The 20,474-nt window shown below is 39.9% G+C and carries 18 protein-coding genes; 14 read left to right on the plus strand and 4 right to left on the minus strand.

Annotation, left to right across the window (positions count from 1 at the left end):
• Positions 1 to 3 precede the first annotated feature (3 nt).
• The 7 genes from RSX31_RS16580 (at position 4) to RSX31_RS16610 (ending at position 4,710) form a co-directional block, all read left to right on the plus strand.
• Positions 4 to 282 carry a YwqI/YxiC family protein gene (locus tag RSX31_RS16580; protein WP_148996255.1) on the plus strand — a complete coding sequence of 93 codons (279 nt, stop codon included), beginning with the start codon at positions 4 to 6 and terminating at the stop codon, positions 280 to 282.
• Between the two features lie 14 nt (positions 283 to 296).
• Positions 297 to 1,739 carry a ribonuclease YeeF family protein gene (locus RSX31_RS16585; protein ID WP_148970588.1) on the plus strand — a complete coding sequence of 481 codons (1,443 nt, stop codon included), beginning with the start codon at positions 297 to 299 and terminating at the stop codon, positions 1,737 to 1,739.
• Between the two features lie 51 nt (positions 1,740 to 1,790).
• Entirely contained in the window at positions 1,791 to 2,492 is a 702-nt protein-coding gene (locus tag RSX31_RS16590) for a hypothetical protein (protein WP_315635235.1), read from the plus strand.
• Positions 2,493 to 2,506: 14 nt separating this feature from the next.
• A complete protein-coding gene (locus RSX31_RS16595) occupies positions 2,507 to 2,935 on the plus strand; it encodes a hypothetical protein (protein WP_148970590.1) in 429 nt (142 codons plus the stop codon).
• Between the two features lie 11 nt (positions 2,936 to 2,946).
• Positions 2,947 to 3,645: a hypothetical protein gene (locus RSX31_RS16600; RefSeq protein WP_315635236.1), complete on the plus strand. Its 699-nt coding sequence runs from the start codon at positions 2,947 to 2,949 to the stop codon at positions 3,643 to 3,645.
• Positions 3,646 to 3,673: 28 nt separating this feature from the next.
• Positions 3,674 to 4,471, plus strand: a complete 798-nt coding sequence (locus RSX31_RS16605; protein WP_315635237.1) for a hypothetical protein — start codon at positions 3,674 to 3,676, stop codon at positions 4,469 to 4,471.
• Between the two features lie 113 nt (positions 4,472 to 4,584).
• Complete coding sequence (locus RSX31_RS16610) at positions 4,585 to 4,710, plus strand: hypothetical protein (protein WP_258549627.1); 126 nt, start codon at positions 4,585 to 4,587, stop codon at positions 4,708 to 4,710.
• Positions 4,711 to 4,763: 53 nt separating this feature from the next.
• Here RSX31_RS16610 and RSX31_RS16615 read toward each other — a convergent pair whose 3' ends face one another.
• From RSX31_RS16615 to RSX31_RS16630, 4 genes are all read right to left on the minus strand, one after another.
• Entirely contained in the window at positions 4,764 to 6,710 is a 1,947-nt protein-coding gene (locus RSX31_RS16615; protein WP_315635238.1) for an ABC transporter permease, read from the minus strand.
• Positions 6,700 to 7,461 carry an ABC transporter ATP-binding protein gene (locus RSX31_RS16620; RefSeq protein WP_148970594.1) on the minus strand — a complete coding sequence of 254 codons (762 nt, stop codon included), beginning with the start codon at positions 7,459 to 7,461 and terminating at the stop codon, positions 6,700 to 6,702. Before RSX31_RS16620 ends, RSX31_RS16615 begins: the two co-directional genes overlap by 11 nt.
• Before the next feature lie 100 nt (positions 7,462 to 7,561).
• Positions 7,562 to 8,566, minus strand: coding sequence for a sensor histidine kinase (locus RSX31_RS16625; RefSeq protein WP_315635239.1), 1,005 nt, complete (start codon positions 8,564 to 8,566; stop codon positions 7,562 to 7,564).
• Entirely contained in the window at positions 8,563 to 9,249 is a 687-nt protein-coding gene (locus RSX31_RS16630; protein ID WP_262371998.1) for a response regulator transcription factor, read from the minus strand. Before RSX31_RS16630 ends, RSX31_RS16625 begins: the two co-directional genes overlap by 4 nt.
• A 176-nt stretch (positions 9,250 to 9,425) precedes the next feature.
• On the opposite strand from RSX31_RS16630, the gene RSX31_RS16635 reads away from it, so the two are divergent.
• From RSX31_RS16635 to essA, 7 genes are all read left to right on the plus strand, one after another.
• Positions 9,426 to 10,055: a hypothetical protein gene (locus tag RSX31_RS16635; protein WP_148996263.1), complete on the plus strand. Its 630-nt coding sequence runs from the start codon at positions 9,426 to 9,428 to the stop codon at positions 10,053 to 10,055.
• A 538-nt stretch (positions 10,056 to 10,593) separates the two neighbouring features.
• Positions 10,594 to 10,887, plus strand: a complete 294-nt coding sequence (locus tag RSX31_RS16640) for a WXG100 family type VII secretion target (protein ID WP_034764875.1) — start codon at positions 10,594 to 10,596, stop codon at positions 10,885 to 10,887.
• A gap of 77 nt (positions 10,888 to 10,964) precedes the next feature.
• Positions 10,965 to 11,204: an EsaB/YukD family protein gene (locus tag RSX31_RS16645; RefSeq protein WP_148996264.1), complete on the plus strand. Its 240-nt coding sequence runs from the start codon at positions 10,965 to 10,967 to the stop codon at positions 11,202 to 11,204.
• 14 nt (positions 11,205 to 11,218) lie between these two features.
• Positions 11,219 to 12,517 carry a type VII secretion protein EssB gene (essB, locus tag RSX31_RS16650; protein WP_148996265.1) on the plus strand — a complete coding sequence of 433 codons (1,299 nt, stop codon included), beginning with the start codon at positions 11,219 to 11,221 and terminating at the stop codon, positions 12,515 to 12,517.
• A gap of 28 nt (positions 12,518 to 12,545) precedes the next feature.
• Positions 12,546 to 17,012, plus strand: coding sequence for a type VII secretion protein EssC (essC, locus tag RSX31_RS16655; protein WP_315635240.1), 4,467 nt, complete (start codon positions 12,546 to 12,548; stop codon positions 17,010 to 17,012).
• Complete coding sequence (esaA, locus tag RSX31_RS16660; RefSeq protein ID WP_148996267.1) at positions 17,009 to 20,005, plus strand: type VII secretion protein EsaA; 2,997 nt, start codon at positions 17,009 to 17,011, stop codon at positions 20,003 to 20,005. Before essC ends, esaA begins: the two co-directional genes overlap by 4 nt.
• Positions 19,995 to 20,471, plus strand: a complete 477-nt coding sequence (gene essA / locus RSX31_RS16665) for a type VII secretion protein EssA (RefSeq protein WP_187443709.1) — start codon at positions 19,995 to 19,997, stop codon at positions 20,469 to 20,471. Before esaA ends, essA begins: the two co-directional genes overlap by 11 nt.
• Positions 20,472 to 20,474 lie beyond the last annotated feature (3 nt).

Consider the following 20,474-nt stretch of genomic DNA (forward strand, 5'->3'; position numbering starts at 1 on the left):
TGTATGGGTAATGAAATCAGAGTAGTGCAAGGTGAGATAGGCCACCACCTTTCAAAAATTAAATCCTCTGCAGAATCTCTTCAACCGGATGTACCTAGTCACATTGGACATGAAAATCGCCTGGAAGTGGTAACAAAATTGAACGAGTTGAATCAAAGCATGGAACAGATGGTACAGAGTTATAAAGAATTGCTTATGCGAAATGAAGAATTGACACGACAGGCTGTCCAGGATATGGCGGATGCCGATCAGGAACTGTCTTCATATATCAAAGCCAGGTAAGGAGAGAAGTTGGGATGAAAACACTGGATGTCATGTCTCTGGATTCAGGAATAGAACAAGTGCTTCGAAAGTTAACCCAGCAAAAAGAACAGATGATCGAAATCGAATCAGCCATAAATGACTTTATTTCTCAAGATGCCTCTTTTAAAGGAAAAGGGGGGCAATCGATACGGTCTTTTTATCAGGATTCTCATCAATCCTTTCTGGAGTTCTATCAGCAAATGGTGACAACATATGAATCTACCCTGAAAGCTATTAAAAATGAATTACAAGGGTTGGAGCCAGCCCAAAATGGATATATACAGGAAAGCTTTTTACAGAATGATATGGAAAACGGATTGAATCGGGGAAGAGATGTGGTCATGGACTTAACAAGTGAGTCCAATGAAACGATTCAAAGTGTTCAAGATATCGTCGCGTTACCAAGATTACAGGATGATTCTTTTCTTCAGCAGGTTCACGTTGCGAGGCAGCAAAAGGATCAAACCGTCGAAAAACTTCACCAGTTTGATCAAAGTCAATCCGCCAACCTGGAGCCAATCCAACAGGATGTCCACACGATGAACCAATACATTCACCAAATTCAAGGTCTCTTCTCCAACGGGAAAATCTCAATCGATACGTATCAGCCCAACAGCTGTTACAACCCTCAATATGATGCTGAGAGCGGGTCGACAAACCCTTATTTCGAGCTGACCAACAATCCCCGATTTGTCGAGAATGGGGTTGAAGCGGCTGATACGGTGAATGGACTGCAACCGGAATGGGATCCTACGCCGACACTAGGCATCAATTTTGATCAGTGGCGAGAGCAGCCTATTAACGCGGCGACGAATTTGGGTATTGCGACTGCTGCCGGGTATGGGGCGGCGAAAGGTGTGAATCTAGGCAGAAAAGGTTTTGGTGTGACGAAAAGCAGTTATACTACCGCACAGGGTAAGGATAGAGTGAGGGTAAAGGTAGATAAGCCGGAACTATACAAAATTAATAAACGAAACTATTCAGGTACGAATGCGACAAACTATACAAAACTCTATAAATTAGTGGATCCCATGACCAGTGTCAAAGAGTCATTTAAGTGGGCTGGAAACAAAATAGGTTACATAGGCGTGGGAACAACTGTTGTTGGTGATATCGTCCACGGTGTTCAGCATAAACAGTCTGGGAGTGAAATTGCAGGAAATGTAACAGGAGATGTAGCCATAGCAGGTGCCTCTATTGCAGCATCTGCCATGGCAGGTGCCAAATTTGGAGCTATGGCAGGCGTAGCATTTGGTGGTCCGGTTGGGGTTGCTGTCGGAGCAGTTGTGGGTGCTGGAATAGGGATTCTAGTAACAACAGCCCTTTCAGATGTTAAATTTATGGATGTTGATGGTGATGGCGAGAGTGATTCAATTGGAGATGCAATAAAAAAAGGGACCACAAGTATCATTGATAAAGTTGGATCTTGGTTTTAAACTCAATTAATTCAATATGATTGGTCTTATGTTAAAAAGAGGTGTGTTTATTTGAAGAAAGCTAAAATAGATGAGATTACATTATCTTATTTAAGATTTCAGAATCCAAAAGAAAATAGGGGGAATATAATCGTTTTCTTTCTTATATTTTTGGATATCATTGGTGTCATTTTTTTATTAGGCGAACCAATGATTCCCTTGATCTTTTGGTCAGGAATCATTCCAGTCATACTAATACACTTATGGGCTATTCCGATTATTATTGCTCCATATAATTTTGAACGGGCATACTATCTTTTTTTTGGAGTGTATGGTGTTATTAATACTTTTGTATACTTTTTAGTCATTCAAAAACTTATTTATAATACTTTTGAAGTTGAAAGCATAGTACCTGCATTTATAGGGTTGGTAATCTGTGTTTCTCTACTTATAGTCTTGAATTGGATTAACATACGTTCACTGTATTCCGGTACATACTCACGACTTCAAAAAGGAGAAAAGACATTAAATCTTTCGCCAATAGCTGCTGCCTCAGGTATAGGCTACGTATTAGCCCAATTTATACTATCTTCTTTTTTTGTAGAGTCGGTGAAAACACTTATTATTATAGGGGTTTTTTCGTTACTCACTATAGCTACAGCTTTCTTTTCAACGAGTATTCACAAATATTTCTTTATTAAAAGAAACATGGAAAAGGTAAAGCAAGTTTATCCTGAATTTGGATTACCTAAAAAGCTAAGAAAAAATACATAGAGGGGATGAAGAATGTGTTCCTAAAAAAGAAAAAAGAAGAAAACCGTTTTTGTATCGCCATTTTCACAGAAAAAGAAATGAGTGATGAAGATTATGACTACCAATCAAACAAAATCTTGGATGCAACAGAAGAATATGTGGTGGTTGTGACAGAGATTGAACCGCAAAATGAAATGGTCGAGGAGTTAAAGAATGCTTTTCCTGACACTAAAATAGAAGTGCCAAGTTACGGCGTCTACAAGTTTGACTCTGAAAAATTAGATGAAGAAACAAAAAAGATGGAGAAGAGGAACAAGTGGAAAAAGTTCTTTAACAACATCCATCCTGATGAGTACCTTATCGTTGAACATAAAGTAATGTACGATATCAAACAGGTTTTATATTATACGACAGATATTAACAAGGTCATATCATATATTCATGAAAATAAAAAAACAGGTTAAAGGGAACACAAATGAAAAAACAGAGTGAAGTCTCAACCTTTTACCTGCAGAATTTACAATGCCCCATAGAAAACAGAAGAAACGTAATTGGTTTTTTAGTAATAAGCATGGACTTCTTAGGTTTATTGCCGCTTCTGAGTATTCCCTTTTTTGCCCCGTTATTTTGGGCCGCTCTTATTCCGATAATATGTATCCATATTTGGGCTCTTTTATATATAATTGCCCCTTATAAATTCGAAAAGTCTTATTACTTGTATCTTGGTGTCTTTGGAATTGTAAATGCGTTTGTGTATTTTCTGGTGATTCAGAAGTTCTTATATAGGCATGTTGGCGTTGAAGGTAGCAGTTATTTTGTAATAGGGATACTATTAATGTTTTTGCTACTGGTTTCAATACAAATTATTAATGCAAAAATGCTATATTCAGGTACATATACTAAACTTCAAAATGGAGAATCAAAGTTTAATGTATCTTTTATAATAGCCGCTTCAAGTTTTGGATATATTATTGCGCAATTTCTGATGTCGTATCTGGTTACTGATTCTGCCTATATGATTGCTATGATCACAGCTTACTCTGTCGCATCCATCTTACCAGCTTATTTATCGACTTATATTCATCGGTTTATATACATTCAAAACAATTATGAAAAAGTCATAAACAGTTATCCTGATTTCGGAAAACCGAAAACATCGAGGAAATTTGGTTAAGGCATTGGTTTATAAAGGGGGATTACAATTGTCGAATTGGATAGTGACCAGCAAGGACTTATATTTACTGGTAAAGATGTTAGGCGGGAAAGTACTGATAGGAATAACAAACCCATTTCCTCATTATCAAGAAGATGATGAACTGGAAAAGGAATGGGAAAGTATGTTCAAGAAGCTCAATAAGATGGGACTTGTGGATTATATCCAAGGAGAATTAAAATTCGAGGGTCAATTTATTGAAGCCATGTGGGTTCTGGCAAGAAGCAATTTGGTTGCAGAAATCGTAACAGATCATCAGGAACAAAGTATTTTTTACTTTAGTGATGACCGGGTCATTGAATGCCTGAAAGAGAGTGAGATGAGCTTTAAGGTGATTCAGCACCCGGCACCTAACCATACAATGAAACAAATCATTTTTCCCCGGATGCTGATGGGAATCGAAGATCGAGCTGTTCGAGTGGGTGATCCACTGTACATTATCCCGAGGGAATATCTTAGTTACTGTGAACATCGGGCCATTTTTAATGTAAACCAGGTAGCGATTAATAATAATATGGATTCTGATTGTTTACTAGTTAAGCAGTTTAATAAATCAATACAAAGAAAGATTCATACTAATCGATTAATGATGTTCTACAGAGATAAAAATGAATGGAATATTGAAGGTGTTCATGTTCTATCATCCCCCTCTTATAATTGGACGTTAAGAATGATGAGTAAAAACGGTATCGAATGGTTAGAAGCTAAACAAGCAACGGGCGATAAATTAGTAAGGGAGATTGTCGGGGTATTGGAGAGAGTAAAGGAAAATCATCTAGTGAAATAAATTCTCTCCCTTTTAGCGGTATGGGGCTTTCATTGCCTTGTATATCAAAATGGAAGTAAAGAATAAATTTCACGAGCATGTTCATAATAACCGTGAAGACAGGAGGTGTGGACATGCCAAATCAAAATGATAACAAACTTAAAAAAATCCAATCTGAAAGTTTCAAACAAGGGAAATCTCAGGAAGAATACGCTGCCGAGCTTGAAATGAACAAGATGAAAAGCCAAAAAAGGAAGTAACCTCGGTCTACATAAAAGAGCCATCCCGATTTTTAATGGGATGGCTCTTTCCATTATAGCGATGATTTAATCACTTTTTTATAATAAAGTACCGATAATACACCAAAGATTGAATACAGAATCGTGTATAACCCCATTACAATGATCATCGGCGTCCAAACCTCGGCACCGAACAGGAACCATCCGGATTGAACCGCGAAGTAACTGTGCAGCAGGCCGATGAGGAGAGGGATTCCGAAGCTGAAGAGCTGCTTGGCTTGAATGCCTTTCAACAAGTCACCCTGAGTGAAGCCCAGTTTTCTTAAAATCGTATAGTTCGGTTTCTCATCTTCACTTTCGTCCATTTGCTTAAAGTACAGGATGCATCCGGATGTGATCAGGAAGGTGAGACCAAGGAACCCGACGATGAACATGATGAGTCCAATATTTTGTTTCTGTTCTGCTTTCATATCATACTGGGAATCGTTTGCCCATCCTTCGTCGAGGCTTAACTCTTGAAAGAGGTCGTTTGCTTTCAAGATATCTTTTTCTTGTTCAATCGTCACCCCGATGTAGAGAGAAGATTCCTTCTGGATAGCAGGATCTAAATCATTCTTCAGGCGTTTGAATACATTGTCATCTACGATCACAACAGGTGAGCCCCCTGCTGTAAAATACCATGAAATCGGGTATTCATCCCTCATTCCCAAGTAATTAAGCTTGGTGACCTCCGTCTTTCCTTTCAGTTCCGTCACCCCTGAATCATGTAACGGAATGACCTTTTGAAGTAAGTCGCTATATCCTGTAAAGACCGTTTCGTCTTCTTTTACATCGACGCCTTCAACGTCTTTCTCGCTGATGACCGAGTTCGGCATGGCATCCAATGAACCGTTCAGTTCCCCAAATTCAGAGTCTGTAATGCCTTTCAGGTTGACCAACACTTCAATGACTTCGATTTCTTCCTTCTTGAATTCGATGCCATTGTCCAGTAGGGCATCTTTAAAGTGTTGGAAGTCTTGTGTATTTGTAAATGAAAAATCGGTCGGAACATTATTTTGAGCTGTTTTTTCAGCCGAGTAATAGCCGATATAGCTTAAGGACAATAAAGCGATAGCAAGAGCCGACACGGTCGTGATGATCGTCAATAGTAAGGCATTGGATTTCATCCTGAACATGATGGATGAAAGGGATAGTACCTCATTGATGTTCAAGTAGCCATCTTTCCTTTTTCGGATGACGTTGAAAATAAAGCTGACGGACCCTTTATAAAAAAGATAAGTTCCGAGAATGACTGAGCCGAGTATAACTAGCATGGCTCCAAACAGCTGAGGCATGGTTGTGAAGTCCCCGCCAAACAATTTGGAAGATACGTAGTACCCTGAGGCAACCAGGGTCATCCCCAAAATCCCGATGATGATCTCAAACTTGGACATTTTTTTCACTTTGGTTTCCGTCGATGAACGTACCCTGAACAGTGATAATATACTTTGCCTTTTAATAAATACAAAGTTCATCAGCATGATCAGCAGGTAGATCGCGCAGAAAACAAGGATGGTCTGGATAAGTGCATGGGTTGAGAAGTGGAGTGTGGCGATTGCCTCGACCCCGGTTATTTTGAATAAGATCATGATGATCAATTTTGAGAAAGAGAATCCGATCAAGATGCCGAGTATCAATGACCCGAAATAAAGGATGAAGTTCTCCACGGTCAAAATACGAAAGATTTTATTTTTTGTCATGCCGATTAACTGAAATAAACCGATTTCTTTACTTCTTCTTTTAATAAAGAGCGTATTCGCATATAAAAGAAAAATAGAGACAATTGCTACAAGTAAAACGGAAGCCGCACGAACCGCTGCGCCGCCTTTGATGGATCCCTTTGTTGCATCCATGGATGGATCATACTGCAGGGTCACAAAGGCGAAGTATAGCGCGACACTAAAGACCAGAGCAAATACATAAAGGTAATAATTCTTGAGGTTTTTCTTAAGATTTCTGAAAATAAGGGTATTAATGTTCATTCTGCACCCCGCCGAGCACCCCTTGGGTTTTCATAATGTCCTTGAAGAAGTGCTGTCTTTCCTGTTCGCCTTTATTTAATTGAGTATAAATTTGCCCATCCTTGATGAAAATCACCCGACTGCAGTAGCTTGCTGCCACAGGATCATGAGTCACCATGACGATCGTCGCTTTCAGCTTTTGATTTAACTCACTAAGCTTATTTAAGAGATCAGAGGCCGACTTTGAGTCGAGAGCACCTGTTGGCTCGTCGGCGAAAATGATGCTTGGTTCATGGATGAATGCCCGGGCTGCTGATGTACGTTGTTTTTGTCCGCCTGAAATTTCGTTCGGGTACTTATCTTTTAATTCAAGAATCCCAAGCTCCGAAGCAAGGTCGTTGAATTTCTGATCGGCTTCCTTTTTGGGTGTCTTTGTGATGGACAATGGCAGAAGAATATTTTCTTTCACCGTTAACGTATCGAGCAAATTGTAATCCTGAAATATAAAGCCCAGGTGATTCTTTCGGAACTCTGCGAGCTGCTTTTCTTTCATCATCGTCATTTCATTGCTCTCAATCTTTATCGAACCCTCACTCACTTTGTCGATGGAGGAAAGGACATTTAAGAGAGTGGTTTTCCCGGAACCCGATGCCCCCATGATACTGACGAATTCTCCTTTTTGGATCGACAGGTCGATTCCCTTTAAGACTTCCTGCTTATTGAATTTATTGCCGTAGCTTTTATGAAGTTTTGTTGCTTCTAATATCGTCATCGTTAAAAACTCCTTTGATTTGATACCCTTATTATAAAAAGCAGGAAGTTTCTTTTCCTTTTATTATTCGAACAAAACAGAAAAGCATGTGACATTTTTGTCACACGCCTGTAAGTTGGACGAAATCATTCTTCTGGGGAAAGGTGAGGGTGACCCGGGTCCCTTCGCCTCGTTTAGACGTAACATCTATAGAAATCAGTAAAGGTTCTGAAACTCTTTTGGTTAAATATAATCCCATTCCGGTAGAAGCGTGATCATTGTGGTCGATGGTTGAAGTGAAGCCTTTGTCAAAGACCCTCGGGAGGTCCTTGGGATCTATTCCCCTGCCAAAATCTTGAATAGTGAGGTTCACCTTATCATCTTGATGCTCACTTTTAATGATAATATCCGATGTTGTGCTGTATTTAACGGCATTGGTTAATAACTGCCTGATCATAAAAGAAAGCCATTTCGCATCGCTCAGCACTTCCGTGATATCCAGTTGAATGTCAAATCCAATACCCTTTTGAATACACCAGGATTGCAGCGTTTTTATCTCCTGAAATATTACGGTCTCAAGATCGGTTTTCTCGATATATAAATCATTCTCCATAAACGACATCCGTTTCTGATGGAGCTGTTGATCGAGCAAAAGGTGGATCCGCAGCCATTCGTATTTTAATGGAGCCTTTAAAGATTGGTTCTCTAAACGCTCAATCATCAAATGCATGGCAGTCAGTGGGGTTTTCACTTCATGGATCCAGGACAGGAGATCATCCTTTTCCTGTTCGAGCAGCATTCGATTTTCAGATGCTGCCTTCCTCAGAAGGTTCGCCTGCTCCGATAAACTATCAGAAATGATTTCTTCAAATGGAGTATCAGGGGCATCCACACCTGTAATATTGAGATTATGATCCCATTCTTTCAGTCGTTTAAAGAAACGGGTTTCCTTCTGATATCGAATGAAAACGAAGACGATGAAAAAGAGCAGTGATATGAACACCATATATAGGATCGGTTGTAGGGGGAGGGCCGTATCGATATAGGCAACAAAGATCCATAACAGGTGAAGAGCGGTAAAGAACAATATCCAGCTTTTTCGTTCCCATAAGTATGTACGGATCATGGTGAATCCTCTTCAATGGCCATATACCCTTGCCCCACTTTGGTTTCAATGAAGCGGCCCAATTCAATCTCTTCAAGCCGTTTCCGAAGTCGGTTCACATTGACGGTCAACGTGTTATCGCTGATGAACCGTTTATCATCCCAGAGGCTATTAATCAACGCATCCCTGCTGACAATCTTATTTTTCTGCTCAATTAGGAGCTTTAAGATGTACATTTCATTCTTCGTTAATTCGATGGACCCCCGTTCATTGGCTACGGTGTTACGCTCATAATCAACTGTTGCCCCGCACCAGGTCTTGATGCTCACCTGTTCGGTGTTATAGTTATAAACTCTCCTAAGGGTCGCTTGAACCTTTGCAATCAGTACATCGAAATGAAAGGGCTTCTGGATGAAGTCATCTGCCCCAAGCTGCATGGACATGACCATATCCGTCGGGTGATCACGGGAGGACAGGAACAGGATCGGCACATTGGAGTGTGAACGGATCATCCGGCACCAGTGGAAGCCGTCGAATTTGGGTAATTGGATATCAATGATCACAAGGTCCGGTTTCACTTCGGTGAACTCCTGCATAACGTGGTTGAAGTCCGTGATTCCATATACATCATAGGACCACTGGGAAAGTCGCTCCTTGATTTCGTTAAATAGGGTTGTGTCATCTTCGATTAGTAATAATTTCAATTTAGTCACCACACAATCTTGATGTTTACATAAATTGTATAGGAAATTATGTAGGTTTGCCATATGACTGAAGAAAGGAACGATTATATTTAGAAGTATTTTGATTATTTTAACAAAATATGGGTATTTAACTCCTAAAAGCAATATAACAAATTGCATAAGAAAGGAATTAAATCATGAAGAAACTTCTAGGGTTATCAGTGATAACAGCGGTTTTGTTAAGTGGATGTGGTGAAGTGCAGATTTCAATTAATAAGGATCAGGATGTGGAGTCCAAAGAGGTGGTCAGTAATAAGAATGATAATGAGAAAGTAGAACTAATGAATGATGGTTCGGAAAGTGAAGAGGTGACAGATGCCGATAAGCAAAAGGCTATCATTCAATTCATCAACGAGGATATCTATAAGGTGGCAGAATATGAAGTCGTCGCCTTCCAGTCTCTGGCATCGGTTTCTGGCGTCAACTATACGGATGATCCAACCGTCTACAATGAGCTGACAAGTAACACCATTCCAGCCTACGAGAAAGCCTTGAAAGAAGCGAAGGGAATTGAGGCTGAGATTCCTGAGCTAGAGGTAATGACGGACAGGATCGTGACGGCGACTCAGACCTTTTACGATGCACTCATTCTCGAAAAAAAGGCGATTGAAGATCAGGATGAAGGCTTGATTAATCAATCAAATGCCAAAATCGAAGAGTATTACAAGCTGGTGGAAGCTTATCATTCGGACATGAGGCTTCTTGCAGAGAAGTATGATGTGACGTATGACCTGAATGAACCGAAACAAAATGTAGAGGAATTATAAGAAATTAAAAAAATGAACAGATATTTTTTTAAGATCATACATTACACAAAGAGCCTTACTATTGAATAAAGGAGTAAGGTTCTTTATGTTAATGAATGCACCTTTTATAAAATTTCTTCTAAAGTAAATTTTATAAAAATAATTGGTTTATAAAAGTAAAAATAAGGATATATAGTAAGTACTTGTAACTAATGGGTCGGATCCTTCAATATGTAACCACCTATCAATGTTATTAATGGAGAGTCTTAAGTCCATGATTTAGCACTATTTTCCTAATTCCATCAAGCGGCTCTTATACCAAATGACCTGAAAGTAATTATTCCTGTAGTTATAAAGTTTCCTTTTCACTGTAAAAATTGTGTTTATATGTATGTTTATAATAGTATGATATTGGAAGTGTGGAAACAATTGTAATTAAAAGGGTTTTGATGAAAGAAAACGAGTTACATAGTTTACAAGGTTCATGTTTCTAATTTGGGTACTCTGATTTGATATAGATGATTACCACCAACAATTTCAATTAAGGGAGAGGAATTACATGTCAGGAATTATTCGTGTTACCCCAGCAGAATTGATTAGTATGTCGAACCGATACACAAGTGAAAGCAGCCAAGTAGGAGAGCAGATTTCACGCCTGGATAATATGATTTCTGAGCTTGAAGGTATGTGGGAAGGTGAATCAAGCCGCGCGTTTGGAGAGCAATATCAAACTTTGCGCCCTTCATTCCTGCAAATGCAGCAACTGCTTGAAGACATCTCAATGCAATTGACTAGCACTGCTAAGTCTCTTGAAGATGCAGATGCTCAAATTGCCAATCAAATTCGCGGATAAGTTTATCCCAACCATTTTAAACATGAAGGAGCGCTTATCATTATGTGGCGCTCCTTCCTTATGAGGTGAAACCCGACATGTATATAGAAATTACCATCGATTTAGGACATTATGAGGAGAAGAGCTTCGATCTTAGATTATCAAACTACCATACTGTTAAAAAACTGATCGATCTTGTGTGGCAGTCTCAGAAACTTACAATCGATCCCAGAGAGGGTTGTTGGATTCGTGTTGTAAATAAACAAAAAGTGGTTCCCGGTCATGCAAGGCTGATCGATGCTGGAATTCATTCTGGAGATCGAATTGAAATATTATAAAGGAGACCAATAGAATGTCACAAAAAAGTGGATCATACTTAGAAGAAAAACTCGAAGCCATTGTACATAAAAAAGAAAATAAAATGACATTTATCTTTCAAAAAGAAAAGATAAAGTTGGATCAAATTGAGGAAATTCACTTCCTGAAGAACATTAACCCATCCATACAAAAAGAAATCACGATGGAAAATGATGAATTGTGCATCGTGAATACCATACCTGACTCCTTCTCTTTTTATCCCCAATTAAAAGCGAATGAGAAAGAAAGGTTGATGTCTGCCTATCAACTGGTACAGAACGTACGAAACCATACCTTATCACGTCTCCATCTCATTATTTGTCCGGAAAATATTGTATTTGATCAAGGCCTGACTCCCCACTTTATCCATTATGGCGTTAAGGAGAGTCTTCCCCCTTACGAAAAAGATGCAGATTTGTTGTTAAAGCAGACAAAAGCTACTGTCGCAGCTATTGTAGATCGGCAGCATACATTTGATGATTACTTTAAGTTCAGCGAAACGCTAAAATTGTCGTCAATGACCAAGGATATCTTGGAAGCCGAAAGCATCGAACGTGTCGGAGAAGTGTTAAATCATTTAATAAAAGAGGCAAAAAAGTCTGATTCCCTCCTTATGACTGTGAGTAAGAAAAAGTGGAAACTCAATCGTTATGTACTGCTCGGAATATCATTGCTCTTAGTACCGGCAATTATTTACTCTATATATTCTTTATTCTTTATGTTCCCTAAGCAGGAGAGGGTAGTAGCAGCTCAAGAGAGTTTTCTCCTGAATAAGTATAGCGATGTGGTAACTGAACTACAGTCTTATGAGGTTGAAGAAATTCCGAAGGTCACTCAATATCAACTTGCACTCTCTTATATTATTAACGAATCCTTAACCGAAGACCAAAAAGAGAATGTACGAAATACTGTCTCCCTTCAATCTGATCCACTTTATTATGAGTATTGGATCAATATCGGAAGAGGAAAGGCTGAGGAAGCATTAGAAGCAGCCAGGTTCTTAGAAGACCGGGATTTAATTCTGTTTGGACTTCTTAAGTACCGAGAGCAAGTCAAGGCAGACGGAGATCTTGATAGCGAGGAAAGACAGCAGGAACTAGATGAAATTGAAAGTGAAATAGCTGAATACGAGGAAGAAATGAAAGCGTTGGAAGACGAACAGCCATCACAACCGGCACAAACAACGGAAGAACCGCAAGAGAATGAGGAAAAAAAGACACCTGAACAAAAACCGGCAGAGACTGATGGAGAGAGTTCCACCCCTCCAACTCAACCTGATAAGAAGGAATCCTGACAAATAAACTAACTGGGGAGGTGAGCATATGTATGCCCTTTGGGTTTTTCACGATCATTACTATCAGTCAATCATGATTGAGGATGAAAATAAAAAAATTACATTAGGTCCACGATTGGAAGATTCAATCACGATTTTATCGTTGCCGTTGTCTGCCGAGTCCATTCTAGTAGAGCACTCAGGCGATACTTTCAAGCTATATCAAGACGGGAAAGAAGGAAGGATTCTTGAATCTGGCCGCAAAGTATCTTTGCTTGCAGGTGATAAAGAACTGCACATATTGGTCACGCCTTTACCAATAAAGTCTCAAATCTATTATGTCGGTCATAAAGAAGAAATCAGTATATCTACCGAACAACTGGACGCAACCATTTATTATGAGAAAAAGGATCTCATTCAAACTTGCCATTGGTATAAAAATGGCGATGATGAATGGGTAATGGATGCTGTTGAGGCGTCTTCCCTTTATCTAAACGGACATCTGGTCAAAGGGAAACAAAAGCTTAAGGTTGGAGACATTTTATTTTCTCCTTTTTTAACTATTACCCTATTAGAAGATGATTTAATCGAGATACATAGTATCGATGACTATCAAACTGAATTATTGGCATCTATACGTCCTACATCAGAAATGCAGAAGAAATACCCTAATTATCGCCGAACGCCACGCATGATTTATGATCTTCCTGATGAAAAGGTTCAATTGTCCTTTCCGAGTCAGGAATCGAGCGATACAAATCGCAGTTTATGGTTGATCATTCTTCCCCCATTGATGATGTTAATCGTCATGGCCATCGTAGCGCTCGTGATTCCACGTGGAATTTTCATTATTATCTCAATGGTGATGTTTACAACCACTTTAGTAACGTCAACCGTACAATTTATTAAAGATAAGAGCAATAGAAAGAAATCCAAGGAACGAAGGAAACGGATCTATACTCATTATTTAGAGAGTAAGAGAAAAGAACTTCAGGAGCTTGCCGAGAAACAGGCAGATGTCCTGCAATTTCACTTTCCTGCTTTTGAAAGAATGAAGTATCTGACAGAGCAGCTTTCCGATCGTCTTTGGGAAAGGACCCTTGAAAGTCCGGACTTCCTCCAGTTTCGTTTAGGAAGTGGAAAGGTGCACGCAAGCTACAGTATTTCAGTGAATTCTTCCGATATGTCAAACCGAGAAATGGATGAGTTATTGGAAGAGTCCCAGAAGTTGGAAATGGTTTATCGTGAGATTGATCAATTACCTGTAACAGCGGATCTTCATAAAGGGGCAATAGGTTTAATCGGTAAAGAATCCGTCTATAAAAATGAGATTCACCAGCTGATCGGGCAATTGGCGTTCTTTCATAGTTACCATGATGTCCGATTTGTCTATATCTTTCATGAGGAAGAGTATACGGACTGGGAGTGGATGAAGTGGTTACCACACTTTCAATTACCACAGTCCTTTGCTAAAGGGTTCATTTATAACGAGAAAACCAGGGATCAAATTCTTTCTTCCATATATGAGGTCCTTCGTGAAAGGGATATCGAGGAAGACTCAGATAAAGTACGTTTTTCACCACATTACGTTTTTATCATAACCAACCACCAGCTTATTTCAGACCATGTGATTCTGCAGTATCTAGAAGGGGAATACGCTCATTTAGGAATGTCCGTCATTTTCGCAGCAGAGGCGAAAGAGAGTTTGTCTGATAATATTCACACTCTCGTTCGTTATATCAATGACAAACAAGGGGACATTCTGATTCAAAATAAAAAGGCGGTTAAGATTCCATTCGAAATGGATGAATTCAAGCATGAGGGCAATGAGCAGTATGCAAGAACATTGAGGACTCTTAATCATCAAATCGGAATGACCAACTCCATCCCTTCAAGTGTTTCTTTTCTGGACATGCTTAGGGTGAAGGATGTTGATCAGCTTCCTATTCAAGAGAACTGGCTATCCAGAGAATCAGCTAAATCCTTAGCTGTTCCCGTTGGTTTGAAAGGAAAAGAAGATATTGTCGAGCTGAATTTGCATGAGAAGGCACACGGCCCCCATGGATTACTTGCCGGAACAACCGGTTCAGGAAAGAGTGAATTTTTACAAACGTATATTCTTTCTTTAGCAGTTCATTTCCATCCTCACGAAGTAGCATTTCTATTAATCGACTACAAGGGTGGAGGAATGGCCCAGCCCTTCAAGAATATCCCGCATTTATTAGGGACGATAACCAATATTGAAGGAAGTAAGAACTTCAGTACGAGGGCACTCGCTTCGATCAAGAGTGAATTGAAACGCAGGCAGCGCTTATTCGATCGTTACGAAGTGAATCATATCAATGACTATACACGCCTTTACAAGCAAGGCAAAACGGAAGACCCCCTCCCTCATTTATTCTTAATATCAGATGAGTTTGCTGAACTTAAGAGTGAAGAGCCGGAATTCATTAAAGAACTTGTAAGTGCAGCCCGTATCGGTCGAAGCCTGGGAGTTCATCTTATCCTTGCTACTCAGAAGCCCGGAGGAGTCATCGATAATCAGATATGGAGTAATGCCCGTTTCCGCGTCGCACTTAAAGTGCAGAATACGGAAGACAGCCGTGAAATCCTAAAAAATGGGGACGCAGCCTCGCTGACTGTAACAGGAAGAGGGTATTTACAGGTCGGAAATAATGAGGTGTATGACCTGTTCCAATCCGCATGGAGTGGGGCCCCTTATCAGGAGGAATCCTTCGAATCAGAGGATGAAGTGGCGATTATCACGGATCTGGGACTGATTCCTTTGTCGGAAGTATCGACTAATCCAAGCAATCAAAAGGAAATGGTCAGTGAAATTGATGCGGTCGTCGATCGAATTGAAGCTTTACAGGAACAGCTGAAGTTAGATAAGCTTTCCAGCCCATGGCTTCCTCCTCTTTCAAATCGCATCTACCGTACATCATTTGCACAGAGAGAAGAGAATAAGATTTTACTTTCCATGATTGATGAACCAGAGAAACAGAGTCAGACCCCGTACCATTATGAAGTGATTGAGGACGGGAATGTAGGAGTCTTCGGTTCTTCAGGATATGGGAAGACTCAAACGCTAATCACCTTATTGATGGGGATGGCCACTCAGTATACACCTGAGGAAGTTCATTATTATCTTCTTGATTTTGGGAACGGTGGCTTACTGCCTTTAAAGCAGCTGCCGCATACTGCAGACTATTTCCTCATCGATGAAGAAAGAAAGATCGAGAAATTCATCGGCATATTGGATGATGAATTAGCCCGCAGAAAGCAGCTCTTCCAAAAGCAGGAAGTAAGCTCGATTAAAATGTATAACACCATAAGTGAAGAAAAACTGCCTCTTCTATTTGTAACAATTGACAATTTCGATTTGGTTAAAGAAGAGATGCAAGAGCTTGAAACGCAAATTAATCAATTTGCAAGGGATGGTCAGTCATTGGGAGTGTATATGTATTTTACAGCTACCCGGGTAAATTCAGTCCGTCAGTCGCTAATGAATAATTTAAAGACAAAAATCGTTCATTATCTGATGGACAGCTCAGAGGCTTATACGATGCTTGGGCGATTACCGTTCAGCCCGGAAGCCATTCCAGGTAGAGCGATTGTTAAGAAAGATACAGCTTTCTTTTCTCAAGTATTCCTTCCAACAGAAGGGAAGGACGATTATGAGCAGATGAATTTCCTAAAGGATGAAATTCAGTTATTGAAAGAAAAGTATAAAGGATTAATGTCGCCTGATCCGGTGCCTATGCTCCCGACAGAGTTGACGATGGTCAACTTTACCCAATATACAGATTCAGTGAGGAAAGAAGGGCTGCTGCCGGTCGGCTTAGACGAAGAATTAGTTAAGCCGGTGTACGTAAACTTTAAAAAGACGAAGCATTGTCTGGTATTGGGACAGGCTCAAAAAGGAAAAACGAACGTCCTGAAGGTTTTAGCCAATACGGCGTTATTGCAGGATAGTGATCATATAGCGATATTCGACTCCATTGACAGGGGACTTTCAAATTTAATGAAAGAAGAAAAAGTAGTCTATATGGAGAACAAAGAACATATCACTATGTGGCTTAATAGAGTGGAAGAATTATTTAGTTTAAGAGAAGAGCAATATAATCTGTCTATACAAAAGGGAAGTGCACTTCCATCCTTCTCACCTGTCATCCTCATTGTAGATGGATATGCAAGGTTCCTGCAGAATCTTGATGCACTGCTTCAAGACAGAATTGTTAAATGTATGAAAAATTATAGTCATTTAGGGTTCTGCATGATTGTTTCCGGAAACAACAGTGAATTAACAAAGGGCTACGACACTTTGACAGTCGAAATGAAGCAGGTTCGTCAGGCTCTTGTCTTGATGAAGAAATCTGAACAAACCTTGTTCACGCTCAGCTATGATCGAAGAGAACCAGAAATTCAACCAGGATTTGGTTATTATGTAGAAAACGGTAAAGAAACTAAAATTCAAATACCACTTATGGTAACGGAAAGGAAAGTACACGCATGACAGAGAAAGTAAGCCTATTTAAACTCTTATTAGCGGTCATGATGATTCTTGCCACTCCTCTTCTTTTCTTCCGGTCAGTTGGGGAAAATCCACTGAAAGTGAAAGAAAACGCTACTCAGTCCATCGCCATTGTGAACGAAGATGCCGGAACAGAATTGGATGGAGAGACGTTGGCATTTGGAGGGGATGTTACGTCCATTCTGGAGGATCAATCATCCTTTGAATGGACTGTTGTAGGCAGAAGTGCGGGAGAAAACGGTCTTCAAAGCTCTAAATATGATGCCGTTGTGTATATACCTTCGGACTTCTCTGACAAAGTGATGACATATGATGAGGAAAGACCAGTAAAAACAAATCTGAACTATAAAGTTCAAACACAACTGAATGCTGTAAACAAAGAAAAAGTCCTTTTAGAGATTGAAAAGGCTACTAAAAGAGTGAATAACAAGATGTCCTCACTCTATTGGAATTATGTATCGGCAGACATGGAGAATATCCGTGCCGAATTCGATGAAATCCTACAAAAAGAGCAGGCTTTCCAAGAAACGATGCTGTCGTTCTATAAACCAAGCTCGAAAGATTTGGCCGGCCAAATCCAACAACAGACCTCGATGCTGTCTAACCTGCAAAACTCGATTCAGCAGGCAGACAGCCGTGCACCACAGCAGCAAAACACGCTGTCATCGTTTGAACAAAGCCTTTCCAGCTTTGTTGAATATGTCAATCAGTATAGAGAATATCAGGATAATCAAAAGCAATTACTCGCGGATATTCAATCACAATCGGTTGAAATGATCAACGCGTCAACTGAAAATCAGCAGCCAAGATATTTGAAAGCAAAATCGCTATTCTCTGATCAAAGTGAATCCCTTGCTGCAGGAATGACCCAACTAAATAGTAGTATGGAAACGAACCAGGCGGTGTTTACAGATTTACAAGAACGCAGGTTTGAAGAAGTAGGGAGGCAGGTAGAAGATTTTTACTCATTCCAGGAACGGGTGTTGAACTTCTATCAGCAATTGCAGGACACCACGACTTTAAATAACCTGCAAGGAAGTATTTTTGAACTTAACAATAAGCTGGCTGAAGGTGACGGAGAGATTTTTAATCCACCCGCTCCTCCTGAAGTTCCTGAACCACCAAAAGACGGAGAGGAACCTGACCCTCAACAGGTCATCATTTCCTCCCAGGAAGGTGAACCCGGACCAGGGGAACCAAGCGATCCTCCTCCTGCACCACCGAATTTAGATCCGGAAATAGGTGAATTGACGGCCATTTCAACAGAAATCGATGCGTTGAAAGAAACACTGACTAATTTAACAGAACCAACACCTGAAGCTATAACCGAGGCAGTTAACAATATTCAAACAATCAATGATCGCATCCTGCAGGTTCGAACGCAGCTGCAAGGAAAAAATAATAGCTCAGAAAACCCTCTGCAGGCAGAAGTGGATAGACTGTTGGGAGAAGTATCAAGACTTCTTGAAGATAATCAGACATTAATTGATAAAATCGATGAACTGACCAAGCAAGTTGAAACTCTTACAACTGAAAATCAAGATCTTAAAGATCAGGTAACGACATTGACTGATACGAATGAAGCTTTGATTAACCAATTGGAAATGTTCTCTGACAATATTTCCAATATCGTTGCGGAAATCGAGGATAAAGAAAGCTCCATCCTGAACTCAGCCGCATTATCTGAAAATAGAAGAAACACTCTATATGGTTATTTTTCTCGAGGGATTAATAACTATAAACTTATGGATCTTCTACAATACTACTCTTACCTGGATCGGTATGAAGCGACTCTTAACGGTATGTTATCGGAGAATGGAGTAAAAGCGGCCGTTCTTCAAGATGAAGAACTGAAAAATGAGATTAATGAGATTCTGAAAGTAAGCCAGTCTGAACAAGCGGAGTGGGAGCAGTTAAATACAGGGCTGCCGAATACAGAGGATGCTCTTAACACGCTTCAAGACTCATTTACCGTGTTTGCAGCAGAATACAACCAAACTCTTGATGACCAGCAATCTCAGCTTACAGAGAGCCTGAATGCGATCAATCAAGAAGCGACAAACGTATTAAATCGTATACAACAGCCGGATCAAGCGGCTCCAACTCCGGTATCAGGGGCAACAGGGCCAGATTTAGTAGGGAACCAGAAGCAAATTGGAAGTGAAATTAAGTCTATCCATTCCTTCCTGGATACAGTGAGTGAAAGCCAAGATACAATCGTGTCCTATACAAATGAGCTTCAATCGAATGTATCCAATGTTCAAAGCGATGCGGATACACTGAATAATAAGTGGGCGACAAATGTAGCCTCCACTCAATTAATTCGCGATGATGTATTTAGTGTTTTAGGGAACGCGTTCGTTGACGGACAATCCAATGGGTATGTGTATGATTTCTTGACGAATCCTCTTAATGTTAATGGAGATGTCCCGGAGGAAAAGAAAGCAAGTGCACTGCCACCTGTTGTGATTTTGTTTATTATCTTGTTGTCCAGTTTACTTATCGGATACACAAGCTATTACTTCCAAAATGCTCCCCTTTGGATACAAGGGGTGATATTCCTACTATTAAATCTCATTGTAGGATTTGTTATTAGCCTTTATGGATTGGACATTTATCCACTAGTTGAATCCCGTTCAGTTGAGTGGACGATCTTTACCATTCTCCTTCTATTAGCAGGATCAGGATTAATCCGTGTTGCTTTTGTCACGCACCGGTTATTGGGCTGGTTTGTGTCTGTAGGACTGGTAGCACTGTTCGTGACCCCATTATTGGCATTAACAACACCTAATTTTACATTTAAAGACCCGATGTCGACCGTTTATATGTCGATACAATATGGATCAGACTCTTTATTTAATCAAGCTGTCATTGTACTGGGTTTGATCGTTATCGGGCTAACCATCGTGCAGGTGTTATTAGACAAACGCTCTAATAGAACATCTGATGAGGGTACGGAAGCGTATGAGGGGTAAAATACTGATTCAATTGATATTAATAGGGGGCATTGTCAGCATGTTTGTGCCCCCTATTTCTGCAAATACAAACATTAATGATTTAATCCCGAATGACTATCAGAACAATGATTTCAAAAAGAATACTGACCTCATCCATGATCAGACGCTCACAAATGAAAAGATAAAAATCCCTGAAGAACAAAAAAGCTTAACATTTGAAGGGATTTCCATTAACAAATTGAATGAGCTCACTGATAAGTTATTTAAAAGTGAAGAAAAAGATACAAATACTATTAAAGCTAAAGCAGAAAACCTGAAACTGTTTAGTGAATCCGAATCGGCAAGATTGGGGAGTCTTGAGGAAAGAAGTCAGAATGGTTCTTCCCTTCCTATCTTGATTGCTGTGTTAGTAGGTATCTGTGTGTTACTTCTCATCATTGTTATTGTCATTTGGAGTCGATCGGCTCAAGGAAGCAAAGGTTGAAAA

This window comes from Rossellomorea yichunensis (assembly GCF_032337515.1).
GTDB lineage: Bacteria > Bacillota > Bacilli > Bacillales > Bacillaceae_B > Rossellomorea > Rossellomorea yichunensis.